Consider the following 15614-nt stretch of genomic DNA (forward strand, 5'->3'; position numbering starts at 1 on the left):
TGTTACATGGCAAAGTTTTTTATCGATCGACCGATCTTCGCGTGGGTGATCGCGATCATCCTGATGCTGGCGGGGATGGCGTCGATCTTCACGCTGCCGGTCGCGCAGTATCCGACGATCGCGCCGCCTGCGATCCAGATCAGCGCGACGTATCCGGGCGCATCCGCGAGCACCGTCGAAAACACGGTGACGCAGGTGATCGAGCAGCAGATGACCGGCCTCGACCACTTGCTGTACCTGTCGTCGACGTCCGATGACTCGGGCACGGCCACCGTCACGCTGACGTTCGCGGCGGGCACGAACCCGGACATCGCGCAGGTGCAGGTGCAGAACAAGCTGCAGCTCGCGACGCCGCTGCTTCCGCAAGTCGTGCAGCAGTTGGGCACGAAGGTCACGAAGTCGAGTTCGAGCTTCCTGCTCGTGCTCGCGTTCGTGTCCGAAGACGGCAGCATGAGCAAGTACGACCTCGCGAACTACGTGGCGTCGAACGTGGCGGATCCGCTCTCGCGTATCGACGGCGTCGGTACGACGACGCTGTTCGGCTCGCAGTACGCGATGCGCGTCTGGCTCGATGCGACCAAGCTCACGAACTTCGCGCTCACGCCTGTCGACGTGAAGAACGCGATCACGAACCAGAACGTGCAGGTGGCGGCGGGTGCGCTCGGCGGCACGCCGGCGGTGCCGGGGCAGATGCTCCAGGCGACCATCACGGAAGCGACGCTGCTGCGCACGCCCGAGCAGTTCGGCAACATCCTGCTGAAAGTGAATCAGGACGGCTCGCGCGTGTTGCTGAAGGATGTCGCGCGGATCGAGCTCGGCGGCGAAAACTACAACTTCGATACGAAGTACAACGGACAGCCGACGGCCGGCTTCGGTATCCAGCTCGCGACGGGCGCGAACGCGCTCCAGACCGCGAAACTGGTCCGCCAGAAGATCGACGATCTGTCGAAATACTTCCCGCATGGACTGGTGGTGAAGTATCCGTATGACACGACGCCGTTCGTGCGACTGTCGATCGAGGAAGTGGTCAAGACGCTGATCGAAGGCATCGTGCTCGTGTTCCTCGTGATGTATCTGTTCCTGCAGAACCTGCGGGCGACGATCATCCCGACGATCGCGGTGCCGGTCGTTCTGCTCGGCACGTTCGCGATCATGTCGGCGGTGGGCTTCTCGATCAACGTGCTGTCGATGTTCGGCCTCGTGCTCGCGATCGGCCTGCTCGTCGACGATGCGATCGTGGTCGTGGAGAACGTCGAGCGGGTGATGTCGGAGGAGCATTTACCGCCGCGCGAAGCGACCCGCAAGGCGATGGGGCAGATCACCGGCGCGCTGGTCGGCGTGGCGCTCGTGCTGTCGGCGGTGTTCGTGCCGGTGGCCTTCTCCGGCGGCTCGGTCGGCGCGATCTACCGTCAGTTCTCGCTGACGATCGTCGCGGCGATGGTGCTGTCCGTCATGGTCGCGCTGATTCTCACGCCGGCGCTGTGCGCGACGATCCTGAAGCCGCATCCGGAAGGGCACGAGCCCGAGAAGAAGGGCTTCTTCGGCTGGTTCAACCGCACGTTCAACAAGAGTCAGGAGAAGTATCACAGCGGCGTGCAGCACGTCATTCGCCGCTCGGGACGCTGGCTCATCATCTATATCGTCGTGATCGTCGCGGTGGGCATGCTGTTCCTGCGTCTGCCGAAGTCGTTCCTGCCCGATGAAGACCAGGGCACGATGTTCGTGCTCGTGAACGCGCCGTCCGGCTCCACGCAGGAGTACACCGCGCACGTTCTGAAGGACGTGCAGGACTATCTGCTGAAGGACGAGAAATCGATCGTCGAATCGGTCTTCACGGTGAACGGCTTCTCGTTCGCGGGCCGCGGCCAGAACTCCGGCCTCGTGTTCGTGCGGATGAAGGACTACGCGGAACGTCAGCACAGCGACCAGAAGGTGCAGGCGCTCGTCGGACGCATGTTCATGCACTTCGCGCCTTACAAGGACGCGATGATCTTCCCGGTCAATCCGCCTTCGATTCCGGAACTCGGCACGGCGGCGGGCTTCGACTTCGAGCTGCAGGATCGCGGCGGCCTCGGCCACGCGAAGCTGATGGAAGCGCGCAACATGCTGCTCGGCATGGCCGCGAAGGATCCGACGCTCGCACAGGTGCGTCCGAACGGCCTGAACGACACCCCGCAGTTCAAGGTGAATGTCGATCGCGAGAAGGCGAGCGCGCTCGGCATCGCCGTATCGGACATCGATCAGACATTCTCGATCGCGTGGGCGTCGCAGTACGTGAACAACTTCCTCGACGTCGACAACCGGATCAAGAAAGTCTACGTGCAGGGCGATGGTCCGTTCCGCATGAACCCGGACGACCTGAACAAGTGGTACGTGCGCAATGGCGCCGGAACGATGGTGCCGTTCGGCGCCTTCGCGACGGGCAACTGGACCTACGGTTCGCCGAAGCTCGAACGCTACAACGGCATCTCGGCGGTGGAAATCCAGGGCGCGGCGGCGGCGGGCAAGTCGACCGGCCAGGCGATGACCGCGATGGAAGCGATCGCGGCGAAGCTGCCGGCGGGCATCGGCTACGAATGGACGGGCCTTTCCTATCAGGAACGCCAGTCGGGTTCGCAGGCGCCGATTCTCTACGGCATCTCGATCCTCGTCGTGTTCCTGTGTCTCGCGGCGCTGTATGAAAGCTGGTCGATTCCGTTCTCGGTCATCATGGTCGTGCCGCTCGGCGTGCTCGGCGCGCTGCTCGCGGCGACGCTGCGCGGTCTGGAAAACGACGTGTTCTTCCAGGTCGGCCTGTTGACGACGGTGGGTCTGTCGGCGAAGAACGCGATTCTGATCGTGGAATTCGCGCGCGAGTTGCGGATGCAGGGCATGTCGACGGTCGAAGCGGCGATGGAAGCGGCGCGCCTGCGGTTGCGCCCGATCCTGATGACCTCGCTCGCGTTCATTCTCGGCGTGATGCCGCTCGCGATCAGTAACGGCGCGGGCTCGGCGAGCCAGCACGCGATCGGCACCGGCGTGATCGGCGGCATGTTGACCGCGACCTTCCTCGCCATCTTCATGATTCCGATGTTCTTCGTCGTTATCAGCAAGTTCAGCAAGAGCAAGGACGTGCCGGCGCCGGGTTCGTCGGGCGACATCGAAGGCACGAACGGTAAGGAAGGACACTGAGATGCTTAAACATTCCTTGATCGCGGCCGCCGTGGCGGTATTCGCCGCGGGCTGCACGCTCCAGCCGAAGTACGAGCGTCCGCCCGAGCCCGTCACGCAGACGTTTCCGGAAGGCGGCGTGTACGCGCACCAGCCGGATGCGAGTTCGAGCGCGAGCAACGGCCGCACGGCGAACGGCCAGAGCGCGCCGGACATCGGCTGGCGCGATTTCTTCGCCGATGCGCGCCTGCAGAAGATCGTCGAGCTCGCGCTGAAGAACAATCGCGACCTGCGCGTCTCGGTGCTCAACGTCGATGCGGCGCGCGCGCAGTATCAGATCACGCGCGCGGGTCTGTTCCCGACGCTCGATGCGGCCGCGTCGCAGACGAAGCAGCGCACGCCGAAGAATCTGTCGTTCTTCGGTAACACGATCTCGAACGAGTATTCGGTCGGCCTGAATGCGTCGTGGGAAATCGACTTCTTCGGGCGCATCCGCAGCCTGAAGGATCAGGCGCTCGCGCAATATCTGTCGACGGCGGAATCGCGCAAGGCGGCGGAGATCTCGCTGGTGTCGTCGGTGGCGGACCAGTATCTGACGATGCTCGCCTACGACGATCAACTCGTCGTCACGCAGAACACGCTCAAGACGGCGCAGGAGTCGTTCCGCATCACCAAGCTGCAATACGAGAACGGCACCGGCACCGAACTCGATCTGCGTCAGTCCGAAGGCGTGGTCGAGGAAGCGCAGGCGAATCTGCAGACGCAGTCGCGTTTGCGCGCGCAGGCGGAAAACGCGCTCGTGCTGCTCGTCGGGGAGCCGTTGCCTGCGGATTTGCCGGCCGGCATGCCGCTCGATACGCAGAATCTGCTCTCCGACATTCCCGCGGGTCTGCCGTCCGATCTGCTGACGCGCCGTCCCGATATCGCGGCGGCGGAGCAGTCGCTGCTCGCGGCCAACGCGAATATCGGCGCGGCGCGCGCGGCGTTCTTTCCGCGCGTCTCGCTGACGGGCAGCTTCGGCACGCTGTCGCCGACGCTCGGCGGCCTGTTCAAGCCGGGGTCGGCTGCGTGGTCGTTCGCGCCGCAGATCACGGTGCCGATCTTCGAGGGCGGCCAGAACAAGGCCAATCTCGATCTGGCGAACGTGCAGAAGCGCATCGAGATCGCCAACTACGAGAAGGCGATCCAGACCGCGTTCCGCGAAGTCGCGGACGGCCTCGCCGCGCGCGGCACCTTCGACGAGCAGATCAAGGCGCTCGAGCGCTTCGTCAATTCGCAGAGCCGGCGTCTGGAGCTGTCGGACCTGCGCTATCGCAATGGCGTGGACAGCTATCTGTCGGTGCTGACCGCGCAGACGGCGCTTTACGAAGCGCAGCAGCTGCTCATCACGGCGCGGCTGAATCGACTGACGAACCTCGTCGATCTGTATCAGTTCATGGGCGGCGGATGGATCGAGCGTTCCGGCGACGCGCCGCGTCCCGCCGATGCGCCCGTCGACTACGGCTCGCAAGGCGCGCCGCAAGCAGCCTCGGCGTCCGCGGCGAGCTGATTCGCCTAAAACCGTCGCACTCGAAGCCCGGCCGCGCGCCGGGCTTTTTTTCGCGCTTTCGAACTTGTTCCACATCGTTTTGCATCGATGTCTGTGTGATGCAACAGACTTGGCACATTGTTTCAGTTGCCATCAAAGATCCACACATCTGCCTACTCTTTAGTCTTCCTCACTGCGCGCGATAACTATAATCGGCTGCTTGCCGCAGTCGTGACGGCGCGATCCGTTCCATCGATCGTTCGAAAAAGTCGTTGACGAAGCTCGCCGCGAGCGTCGCATACATTCAGTTATCCCAAAAATATGGCCGCATTTCTTCCGAAAGCGGCCAGCCCCATCCAAGGCGCGCGGGCCGCACGAATGCCCCGGTCGCCGCGGTCAGCGACTTTCGCATCGCACGACAGCACATTGCGCGCGGCTCGCGGTCAACGCGAAGACGCGCGCCTTTCATTGTCAGTAACCTCAGAGGTCTCGCGTTCCATGCGTCTCATACGGATTCCATACCGCCTCATCGGTGTCACGACGGCCGCCTTGCTGGCAGCCGGTTGCGGAGAGAAGCATCCCGCGATGGCGCCGCACACGCCGGAAGTCGGCGTTGTCATCGTCGAGCCGGCCGCTGTGCCGGTCACGACAGAACTCTCGGGCCGCACGAGCGCCTTTCTCGATGCCCAGGTGCGTGCGCGCGTCGATGGCATCGTGCTGCGCCGCGAATTCACGGAAGGCAGCCTCGTCAAGGCCGGGCAACGCCTTTACAAGATCGATCCGGCGCCGTATATCGCGCAACTGAACAACGCGAAGGCGTCGTTCGCGAAGGCCCATGCGAATCTCGTCTCGACCGCGGCGCAGGCCGAGCGCTACAAGGTGCTCGTCGCGTCGAACGCGGTCAGCAAGCAGGACTACGACAACGCCGTGGCGGCGCAAGGCCAGGCCGAAGCCGATGTCGCGTCGGCCAAAGCCGCGATCGACACCGCGCAGATCAAGCTTGGCTATACCGACGTCACGTCGCCGGTCTCGGGTCAGGCCGGCATTTCCCAGGTCACGCCGGGCGCATACGTGCAGGCGGCGCAGGCGACGCTGATGGTCACCGTCCAGCAGCTCGACCCGATGTACGTCGATCTCACGCAATCGAGTCTCGACGGTCTCAAGCTGCGCCGTCAGATTCAGGAAGGGCGTCTTTCGACCAACGGCCCGAACGCGGCGAAGGTCACGCTGATTCTCGAAGACGGCCGTGAGTATCCGGAGCAGGGCAAGCTGCAATTCAGCGATGTGAGCGTCGATCCGTCGACCGGATCGGTGACGCTGCGCGCGATCTTCATGAACAAGGACCGGGTGCTGCTGCCGGGCATGTTCGTGCGCGCGCGCATCGAGCAAGGCGTGAATCCGAAGGCGCTCGTCGTGCCGGTGCAGGGCATCACGCACGATCAGAAAGGCACCGCGCTCGCGATGGTCGTCGGCAAGGACAACAAGGTCGCGATGCGCCCGCTCGTCACCTCCGGCACGCTCGGCCAGAGCTGGATCGTCGACAGCGGTCTGAACGCGGGCGATCGCGTGATCGTCGAGGGCATCGATCACGTGCGTCCGGGCATGGAAGTGAAGGCCGTGCCCGCGCGTCAGCCCGAAGCGAAAGCCGACGCTAAAGCCGAAGCGAAAGCCGACGCAACGGCCGCCTCCGGCGCGTAAGGACGGGAGACACGTCCATGGCCAAGTTCTTTATCGATCGCCCGATTTTCGCGTGGGTGATCGCCATCATTCTGATGCTCGCGGGTCTCGCGTCGGTGACGACGCTGCCCGTCGCGCAATATCCGACCATCGCGCCGCCCGCGATCCAGATTTCCGCGAACTATCCGGGCGCATCCGCTCAGACCGTCGAAAACACCGTCACGCAGGTGATCGAGCAGCAGATGAGCGGTCTCGACCATCTGCTGTATCTGTCCTCGACCTCCGATGACAGCGGCACCGCCACCGTCACGCTGACGTTCGCGGCCGGCACCAATGCCGACATCGCGCAGGTTCAGGTGCAGAACAAGCTGCAATTGGCCACGCCCAATCTGCCGGCCGTCGTGCAGCAGCTCGGCATCAGCGTGACCAAGTCGAGCAGCAGCTTCCTGCTCGTGCTGGCGTTCGTGTCCGAAGACGGCAGCATGAGCCGCGAAGACCTCGCGAACTACGTGGCGTCGCACGTGCAGGATCCGATCAGCCGGCTGAACGGCGTCGGCACCGTCACGCTCTTCGGCTCGCAGTACGCGATGCGAATTTGGCTCGATCCGAACAAGCTGACCAAATTCAGCCTGACGCCGGTCGACGTGCAGAACGCGCTGACTTCGCAGAACGTGCAGGTCGCGGGCGGCCAGCTCGGCGGCGTGCCCGCGGTGCCGGGTCAGTCGATGCAGGCGACCATCACCGAAGCGACGCTGCTGCGCACACCGGAGCAGTTCGGCAACGTGCTGCTGAAGGTGAATCAGGACGGCTCGCAGGTGCGTATCCGCGACGTGGCGCGCGTCGGTCTCGGCGGCGAGAACTACAACTTCGAGACGCAGTACAACGGCCGTCCGGCTGCCGGATTCGGCATTCAGCTCGCGACCGGCGCGAACGCGCTCGCCACCGCGAATCTGGTGCGCGCGAAAGTCGACGAGCTCGCGAAGTTCTTCCCGCACGGTCTCGTCGTGAAGTATCCGTACGACACCACGCCGTTCGTGAAGCAGTCGATCGCCGACGTCGTCAAGACGCTCATCGAGGCCATCGTGCTGGTGTTCCTCGTGATGTACCTGTTCCTGCAGAACCTGCGCGCGACGCTCATTCCGACCATCGCCGTGCCGGTCGTGCTGCTCGGCACCTTCGCGATCATGGCGGCGGCGGGCTTCTCCATCAACACGCTGTCGATGTTCGGGCTCGTGCTCGCCATCGGCTTGCTGGTGGACGACGCGATCGTGGTCGTCGAAAACGTCGAGCGCGTGATGACCGAAGAGGGACTGTCGCCGAAGGAAGCCACGAAGAAGGCGATGAGTCAGATCACCGGCGCGCTCGTCGGCGTGGCGCTCGTGCTCGCGGCGGTGTTCGTGCCGGTGGCGTTCACGGGCGGCTCGGTCGGCGCGATCTATCGCCAGTTCTCGCTGACGATCGTCTCGGCGATGGGTCTCTCGGTGCTCACCGCGATGGTGCTCACCCCTGCGCTGTGCGCAACGATGCTCAAGCCGCACCCGGAAGGCCACACGGAAAAGACGACCGGCTTCTTCGGCTGGTTCAACCGCACGTTCGCGAAGAGCCAGGCGAAGTATCACGGCGGCGTGGCGCATGTCATCAGGCGTTCGGGGCGCTGGCTCGTCATCTATGTGGTGATCATCGTGGCGGTCGGCATGTTGTTCGCGCGTTTGCCGAAGGCGTTCCTGCCCGATGAAGACCAGGGCACGATGTTCGTGCTGGTGGCGACGCCCGCCGGCTCCACGCAGGAGATGACGCAGCGCGCGCTGGACGATGTCGCGGGCCATCTGCTGAAGAAGGAAAGCGCGCTCGTCGAGTCGGTGTTCACCGTGAACGGTTACAGCTTTGCCGGTCATGGCCAGAACTCGGGTCTCATCTTCGTGCGGCTGAAGGACTTCGCCCAGCGCACGAGCGCCAACCAGAAGGTGCAAGCGCTGGTGGGCCGCACGTACGGCGCGTTCGCGGGCTACAAGAACGCGCTCGTGTTTCCGGTGAATCCGCCGTCGATTCCGGAACTGGGCACGGCGTCGGGCTTCGACTTCGAACTTCAGGATCGCGCCGGTCTCGGCCACGAAAAGCTGATGCAGGCGCGCGCGATGCTCCTCGGCATGGCCGCGAAGGACGAGACGCTCGCGCAGGTCCGGCCGAACGGCCTGAACGACGCGCCGCAGTTCAAGGTGAACATCGACCGTCAGAAGGCGCTGGCGCAGGGCGTCGATCCGTCGAGCATCGACCAGACGTTCTCGATCGCGTGGGCGTCGAAGTACGTGAACAACTTCCTCGATACGGACAGCCGCATCAAGAAGGTGTACATGCAGAGCGATGCGCCGTTCCGCATGTCGCCGGAGAACATCAACAGCTGGTACGTACGCAACGCGTCGGGCTCGATGGTGCCGTTCTCGTCGTTCGCGACGACCGAATGGAGCTACGGCTCGCCCAAGCTCGAACGCTACAACGGCCTGTCGTCGATCGAAATCCAGGGTGTCGCGAAGCCGGGCAAATCCACCGGCGAGGCGATGGCCGCGATGGAAGCGCTCGCGGCGAAGCTGCCCGCGGGCATCGGCTACGAATGGACGGGGCTGTCGTATCAGCAGATCCAGTCCGGCTCGCAGGCGCCGATTCTTTACGGCATCTCGATCCTCGTCGTGTTCCTGTGTCTCGCGGCGCTGTACGAGAGCTGGTCGATTCCTTTCTCCGTGATCATGGTCGTGCCGCTCGGCGTGGTCGGCGCACTGCTCGCCGTGTCGCTGCGCGGACTGGAGAACGACGTGTTCTTCCAGGTCGGCTTGCTCACGACAGTGGGCTTGTCGGCGAAGAACGCGATTCTGATCGTCGAGTTCGCCCGCGATCTGCAGCTCTCGCAAAAGATGGGGCCGATCGAAGCGGCGCTCGAAGCGGCGCGCCTGCGCCTGCGTCCGATTCTCATGACATCGCTCGCGTTCATTCTCGGCACGATGCCGCTCGCGATCAGCAACGGCGCGGGCTCGGGCAGCCAGCACGCGATCGGCACGGGCGTGATCGGCGGCATGGTGACCGCGACTTTCCTCGCCATTTTCATGGTGCCGATGTTCTTCGTCGTGGTGCGCTCGCGTTTCGGCGGCGACAAGGAGGACACGGATGCCGCGCTCGCGCGTTACGAAGCGCAGCGGCGCGCGCAACAGGGCAACGAAGGACACTGACATGCGTAGACTTTCCTTGATTGCAATGGCCGTCGCCGTACTGGCGACCGGCTGCACGATGGCGCCGAAGTACGAACGCCCCGCCGCGCCGGTGTCGGCGAATTTTCCGGCGCAGGGCGTCTACGCGACGCAGCCGGTCGCGACGCCGGACGGCGCACGCAGCGCGAACGGCGTGGCCGCGGCCGATATCGGCTGGCGCGATTTCTTCGTCGATGCGCGTTTGCAGCGGCTCATCGACATCGCGTTGAAGAACAACCGTGACTTGCGCGTCGCGATGCTCAACGTGCAGGCCGCGCAGGCGCAGTATCAGGTCGTCACGACGCTTCTGCTTCCGTCCATCACCGCCGTGGGCGCGCAGTCGAAAACGCGCAAGCCCGACAATCTGTCGTTCTTGAATCAGACCATCTCGAATACCTACACGGTGGGCCTGAATGCGTCGTGGGAGATCGACCTGTTCGGTCGGGTGCAGAGCATGCGGAATCAGGCGCTCGCGAAATATTTCGCGACTGCCTATGCGCGCAAGGCTGCGGAGATTTCGCTCGTCTCGCAAGTGGCGGCGCAGTACCTTCAGGTCTTGCAGACGGACGACCTGCTGAAGGTGACGCATCAGACGCTGGCCAGCGCGAGCGAATCGTACCGGATCGTCAAGCTGCAATTCGACAACGGCGCCGCGTCGGAGCTGGACGTGAGCCAGGCGCAAACGGTGATGGAAGGCGCGGCGGCGAATCTGCAGGCGCAGGAGCGCGCGCGGGCGCAGGCCGTCAATGCGCTCGTGTTGCTGCTCGGCGAGCCGGTGCCCGACGATCTGCCGGGCGGCATGCCGCTCGACGGTCAAGACCTGCTCGCGGACATTCCTGCGGGTCTGCCGTCGGATTTGCTGCTGCGGCGGCCGGACATCATGGAGGCCGAACAGAATCTGCTCGCGGCGAATGCGAACATCGGCGCGGCGCGCGCAGCGTTCTTTCCCAACATTTCGCTGACCGGCATGCTCGGCACACTGAGCCCGACGCTCGGTGGTCTGTTCAAAGCGGGGTCGGCGGGATGGAGCTTTGCGCCGACCATCACCTTGCCGATCTACGGCGATCAGTTCGCGAATCTCGAGTACGCGAATATCCAGAAGAAGATCGAGATCGCCAATTACGAGAAGGCGATTCAATCCGCGTTCAAGGATGTCGCCGATGGTCTCGCCGCGCGCGGCACCTACGATCAGCAGATCGCCGCGCTCGTGCGCGATACGGCCGCGCAGCAACGCCGGCTGGAGTTGTCGACGCTGCGATACAAGCAGGGCGTCGACAGCTATCTCGGCGTGCTGACCGCGCAGCAGGATCTGTATTCGGCGCAGCAGACGCTGATTGCCGCGCGCACGCAGCGGTTGGCGAATCTCGTGACGTTGTATCAGGCGCTGGGAGGCGGGTGGATCGAGCGGACGGGCGATGCGCCGCGGGCGGCGGATGCGGGCTGACGCGGGGCCCTCGCTTCGATAAACAAAAAAACGCCGCGGCTCCCGCCGCGGCGCTCAACGCAAGCACAGCCCAAACTCCTCAGTGCGCGTCGCCCGCATGGGCCGCGCCTTCGAACTCATGCGCGGCTTCACGCGCATCGCGTTCGGCATCGCGTTCCTTGCGCACGCCGTTGAACACGATGTTCAACACCACCGCCGACACCGACGCCAGCAGAATCCCGCTGTGAAGGATCGGCTCCAGCGCGTGCGGCAGTTGCGTGAAGAACTTCGGCGCGACGACCGGCACCATGCCCATCCCGACGCTCACCGCGACGATGAACAGGTTGTGCTGATTCTTCGAGAAGTCCACGCGCGACAGCGTCTTGATGCCGTTCGCCGCGACCATGCCGAACATCACGATGCCCGCGCCGCCGAGCACGAACGGCGGCACCGACGCCACCACCTGCGCCATTTTCGGAAAGAGGCCGAGCACGACGAGAATCACGCCGCCTGTCGCGCAGACGAAGCGGCTCTTCACGCCCGTCACGCCGATCAAACCGACGTTCTGCGAAAACGACGTATGCGGGAACGAGTTGAAGATGCCGCCGATCAGCGTGCCGAGACCGTCGACACGCAAGCCGCGCACGAGCGCCTTCTGGTCGACCGGACGCTCGACGAGATCGCCGACCGCGAGGAACATGCCCGTTGATTCGATGAACGTCACGAACATGACGATGACCATCGTCGCGACGGAGAGCGCATCGAAATGCGGCATGCCGAAGTGGAACGGCAGCACGATGCCGACCCACGGCGCGTGCGCGACGCCGTCCATGTCGACGCGGCCGAGCATCGCGGCGATCACGAAGCCGACGACGATCCCGAGCAGCACCGAAATATTCGCGATGAAACCTCGCGCGAACTTGTTGATGAGCAGAATCAGCGACAACACGACGAGCGACAGCAGCAGGAAGACCGGATTGCCGTAGTCGGGATTGCCGATGCCGCCCGCCGCCCAGTTGATGCCCACGCCCATCAGCGAGAGGCCGATCACCGCGATCACCGTGCCGACCACGACCGGCGGGAAGAAGCGCAGGAGCTTGCCGATCATCGGCGCGAGGACGATGCCGATCACGCCCGCCGCGATGGTCGCGCCGAACACGTCGAGAATGCCGAGCGAAGGATTCGTGCCGATCGCGACCATCGGGCCGACGGCGGCGAAGGTGCAGCCCATGATGACGGGCAGGCGAATGCCGAAGATCCACAGGCCGAGCGTCTGGATCAGCGTGGCGACGCCGCACGAGAACAGATCCGCGCTGATGAGAAACGCGACCTGATCTTTCGGCAGGCCCATCGCGGCGCCGAGGATCAGCGGCACCGCCACCGCGCCCGCGTACATCACCAGAACGTGCTGGATGCCGAGCGTCAGCAGTTGACCGGCGGGGAGCCGTTCGTCGCACGGATGCACCGACGGGTTCACCGAACTTGAAGCCATGTCTCTCTCCTATGTCTACTTCCATTTGAATGGCCTCCAAGTTAAGTGCATCGGCAACCATGAACAAGACCACGCGGCGCTATACGTCGCGTTCGCGTGCCGATATGGGTCTCGCGCGCCGCGAGCGGCGCAAACGTGCGAACGGCCCTGTCACAAGGGGTTTGACGCAAATCAAGGGAAATTCGTCGCCTGACGGAAGGCCGCGATCTTCGGACGGTCGTTATGATGTGCATCACGCCCCGCGTATAGTCCATTTTTCACGTTCATCGCGCGATGGCGGGGTTAACCCCCGTTTTACGCGTTTTCCCTAACGCCTTTTCAGACTCGGAATCCCATGCGTTTTTTAGGCATCGATCTCGGCACGGGCTCCCTCAAGCTCGCGATCGTCGATGAAGCCGGACGCGACATCGCGTCGTCGAGTGCGGCGTACGCGGTGACGAGCGCGCAGCCCGGCTGGGCCGAAACCAGCGTCGATGCGTGGTATGGCGCGCTCGTCGACGCAGCATCGCGTTTGCCCGCCAACGAGCGTCAAGCGGTGCGCGGCATCGGCTTTTCGGGGCAGATGCACGGCGTCGTTTTGACCGACGCGCATGGCCACGCGCTTCGCCCCGCGATGCTGTGGCCCGACACCCGTGCCCGCGATCTGCTCGACGCGTGGCGCGAGCCGCAGCCGAATCCGGTCGCGCCCGGCATGGCGGGGCCGTTGCTGCGCTGGCTCGCATCGAACGAACCGCGGATCGCGGCGCAAACGCGCTGGGCCTTGCAGCCGAAAGACTGGCTGCGCGCGAAGCTCGGCGGCGCGTTCGTCACCGACGCATCCGATGCGTGCGCGACCGCGCTCGCCGCGCCATCGGGCGAATGGGACGAGGCGCTGATCGACCGGCTCGGCTTGCCGCGCGCGTGGTTCGCGCCGCTCGCGGCATCGCATGAAGTCGGCGGCGCGTTGTCTGCGGCGTCGGCGTCCGCGCTCGGTCTCGAAGCGGGCATTCCGATGGCCGTCGGCGCCGGCGATACGCCGTGCGCTGCGCTCGGCAGCGGCCTTTGCGCCGATGGCGACGCGCTCCTCACCACCGGCACCGGCGGGCAGATCGTCGTCATGTGCGCCGACGCGCCCGCGCCCGTGCACGGCCTGCACACGTATCGCGCGGCCAACGGCGCGTGGTATCGCATGGCGGCGATGCAGAACGTCGGCGTCGCGCTGGAAGCGGTGCGCGGCTGGCTCGGTTACGCATCGTGGCCCGACGCCTACGACGACGCCTTCGCCGCGTCCGCGAGTGCATCGGTGAGTTTTCTGCCGTATCTGAGCGGCGAACGCTCACCATGGATGAACCCGAACGCGCGCGGCGGCTGGCTCGGACTCGGCCTCGAGGACACGCGCGGCACGATGATGCGCGCCGCGTTCGAGGGCGTGGCATTCGCATTGCGTGCGGGACTCGACGCGATTCGCGCCAACGGCACGCCGCTCGATGCGATGCTGCTCGCGGGGGGCGGCTCGGTCGATCCGCGCTGGCGGCAGTTGCTCGCCGATGCATTGCGCGTCGAGCTGCGCGCCGTCGATTGCCCGAACGCGGCGACGCGAGGTGCGGCGCTGCTCGGCGGCATCGCGGCGGGGCAGTGGCGCATCGGCGATATCGCTTCGCTCGCACCGAAGGCGACGCTCGCCGCGACGCCGCGTCCGAATCCGTCGCTCGATCAGCGGCTCGCCCGTTTCATCGATCTGTACCGGCGCACCGAAGACTGGTTCGCGATCGGGCGCGAGTCCGCTTAAACTTGCGTACCTTGGATCCCGACGCCATGCGCGCCGGGGAGTATGAAGCGACGCTTCATATGAGCGGTAACTGAAGCTCGCTTCGTCACGACAACATCGAACTCAGCCATGCCCGCACCGTCACCGTCACATCCCGATTTCCGCTCGCGCGCGTTCCTGCTCGATCACGCGCTGCGCACGATGACCTTCTATCATCCGCACTGCATGGACCCGGCGGGCGGCTTCTACCACTTCTACAAGAACGACGGCACGATCTACGACCGCACGTCGCGTCATCTCGTGTCGAGCACGCGCTTCGTCTTCAACTATGCGATGGCCTACAAGCACTTCGGACTCGACGAATATCGCGGCGGCGTGGCGCATGGCATCGAATATCTGCGCGAGGTTCATCGCAATCCGCAGACGGGCGGCTATGCGTGGACGTTGAACGGCCGCGACGTCACGGATGCAACGAATCATTGCTATGGCCTCGCGTTCGTCGTGCTCGCGTATGCGAAGGCGGTCGAAGCCGGATTCGACGAAGCGCGCGCGTATCTCGACGAAACCTGGCATCTGATGGAGACGCACTTCTGGGACGCGCAGCACGGCCTTTACAAGGACGAGGCGAGCGCGGACTGGCAAGTGTCCGACTATCGCGGGCAGAACGCGAACATGCATACGTGCGAAGCGCTGCTCGCCGCGTTCGAAGCGACCGGAGAAGCGCGCTATCTCGATCGCGCGGCGCTGCTCGCGGACAACATGGTGAATCGGCAGGCCGCGCTCGCGGGCGGGCTCGTATGGGAACACTACAAGCCGGACTGGTCGATCGACTGGGACTACAACAAGGGCGATCGCAGCAATATTTTCAGGCCGTGGGGCTTTCAGCCTGGGCATCAGACGGAATGGGCGAAGTTGCTGCTGATCCTCGATCGTCATCGGCCGGAGGCGTGGCACGTCACGCGTGCGCGCGAGCTGTTCGATCGCGCGCTGCAATTGTCGTGGGATCACGAGCACGGCGGCATGGTCTATGGCTTCGACACCGAAGGCAAGTTCTACGACGAAGACAAGTATTTCTGGGTTCAGGCGGAATCGTTCGCGGCGGCCGCGCTGCTCGCGGATCGCGCGCAACGCGATGGCGACGCGGCGCTTGCCGCGCGTTACTGGAACGATTACGACCGCCTGTGGACTTATAGCTGGGAGCATTTCGTCGATCACAAGTGGGGTGCGTGGTATCGCATTCTCACGCGCGACAATCGCCAGTACAGCGACGAGAAAAGCCCGGCGGGCAAGACGGACTATCACACGATGGGCGCATGCTACGAAGTCCTGAATATCGTGCGCTGAAACAATCACAACCTTGG

At 64.5% G+C, this 15614-nt stretch carries 8 protein-coding genes; 7 read left to right on the forward strand and 1 reads right to left on the reverse strand.

Annotated elements, in window-relative coordinates:
- Positions 1-6 precede the first annotated feature (6 nt).
- From NCS02_RS03015 to NCS02_RS03035, 5 genes are all read left to right on the forward strand, one after another.
- The gene (locus NCS02_RS03015) at positions 7-3171 is read left to right on the forward strand and encodes an efflux RND transporter permease subunit (RefSeq protein ID WP_244807715.1); all 3165 of its coding nucleotides are present in this window, start codon (positions 7-9) and stop codon (positions 3169-3171) included.
- Position 3172: 1 nt separating this feature from the next.
- Positions 3173-4699 carry an efflux transporter outer membrane subunit gene (locus tag NCS02_RS03020; RefSeq protein WP_250522879.1) on the forward strand — a complete coding sequence of 509 codons (1527 nt, stop codon included), beginning with the start codon at positions 3173-3175 and terminating at the stop codon, positions 4697-4699.
- 477 nt (positions 4700-5176) lie between these two features.
- Entirely contained in the window at positions 5177-6376 is a 1200-nt protein-coding gene (locus tag NCS02_RS03025; protein WP_250481490.1) for an efflux RND transporter periplasmic adaptor subunit, read from the forward strand.
- 17 nt (positions 6377-6393) lie between these two features.
- Complete coding sequence (locus tag NCS02_RS03030) at positions 6394-9573, forward strand: efflux RND transporter permease subunit (protein ID WP_250481491.1); 3180 nt, start codon at positions 6394-6396, stop codon at positions 9571-9573.
- 1 nt (position 9574) lies between these two features.
- Positions 9575-11035, forward strand: coding sequence for an efflux transporter outer membrane subunit (locus NCS02_RS03035; RefSeq protein ID WP_244807718.1), 1461 nt, complete (start codon positions 9575-9577; stop codon positions 11033-11035).
- A gap of 79 nt (positions 11036-11114) precedes the next feature.
- Here the strand turns inward: NCS02_RS03035 and NCS02_RS03040 are convergent, their stop codons facing one another.
- Entirely contained in the window at positions 11115-12506 is a 1392-nt protein-coding gene (locus tag NCS02_RS03040; protein WP_008351297.1) for a nucleobase:cation symporter-2 family protein, read from the reverse strand.
- A gap of 334 nt (positions 12507-12840) precedes the next feature.
- Between NCS02_RS03040 and NCS02_RS03045 the strand changes: the two genes are divergently transcribed.
- Both NCS02_RS03045 and NCS02_RS03050 read left to right on the forward strand, forming a co-directional pair.
- Positions 12841-14274, forward strand: coding sequence for a xylulokinase (locus NCS02_RS03045; RefSeq protein WP_250519314.1), 1434 nt, complete (start codon positions 12841-12843; stop codon positions 14272-14274).
- Between the two features lie 108 nt (positions 14275-14382).
- A complete protein-coding gene (locus NCS02_RS03050; RefSeq protein ID WP_034474373.1) occupies positions 14383-15597 on the forward strand; it encodes an AGE family epimerase/isomerase in 1215 nt (404 codons plus the stop codon).
- The last annotated feature ends 17 nt before the right edge of the window (positions 15598-15614 follow it).

Origin of the sequence: Caballeronia sp. NCF2, from assembly GCF_023631205.1 — a bacterium.
Classification (GTDB): Bacteria; Pseudomonadota; Gammaproteobacteria; order Burkholderiales; family Burkholderiaceae; genus Caballeronia; species Caballeronia zhejiangensis.

Excerpts from the sequence above, each read along its gene's own strand:
- NCS02_RS03015 (WP_244807715.1), top strand. The coding sequence starts at position 7 with ATGGCAAAGTTTTTTATCGATCGACCGATCTTCGCGTGGGTGATCGCG.
- NCS02_RS03020 (WP_250522879.1), top strand. The coding sequence starts at position 3,173 with ATGCTTAAACATTCCTTGATCGCGGCCGCCGTGGCGGTATTCGCCGCG.
- NCS02_RS03025 (WP_250481490.1), top strand. The coding sequence starts at position 5,177 with ATGCGTCTCATACGGATTCCATACCGCCTCATCGGTGTCACGACGGCC.
- NCS02_RS03030 (WP_250481491.1), top strand. The coding sequence starts at position 6,394 with ATGGCCAAGTTCTTTATCGATCGCCCGATTTTCGCGTGGGTGATCGCC.
- NCS02_RS03035 (WP_244807718.1), top strand. The coding sequence starts at position 9,575 with ATGCGTAGACTTTCCTTGATTGCAATGGCCGTCGCCGTACTGGCGACC.
- NCS02_RS03040 (WP_008351297.1), bottom strand. The coding sequence starts at position 12,506 with ATGGCTTCAAGTTCGGTGAACCCGTCGGTGCATCCGTGCGACGAACGG.
- NCS02_RS03045 (WP_250519314.1), top strand. The coding sequence starts at position 12,841 with ATGCGTTTTTTAGGCATCGATCTCGGCACGGGCTCCCTCAAGCTCGCG.
- NCS02_RS03050 (WP_034474373.1), top strand. The coding sequence starts at position 14,383 with ATGCCCGCACCGTCACCGTCACATCCCGATTTCCGCTCGCGCGCGTTC.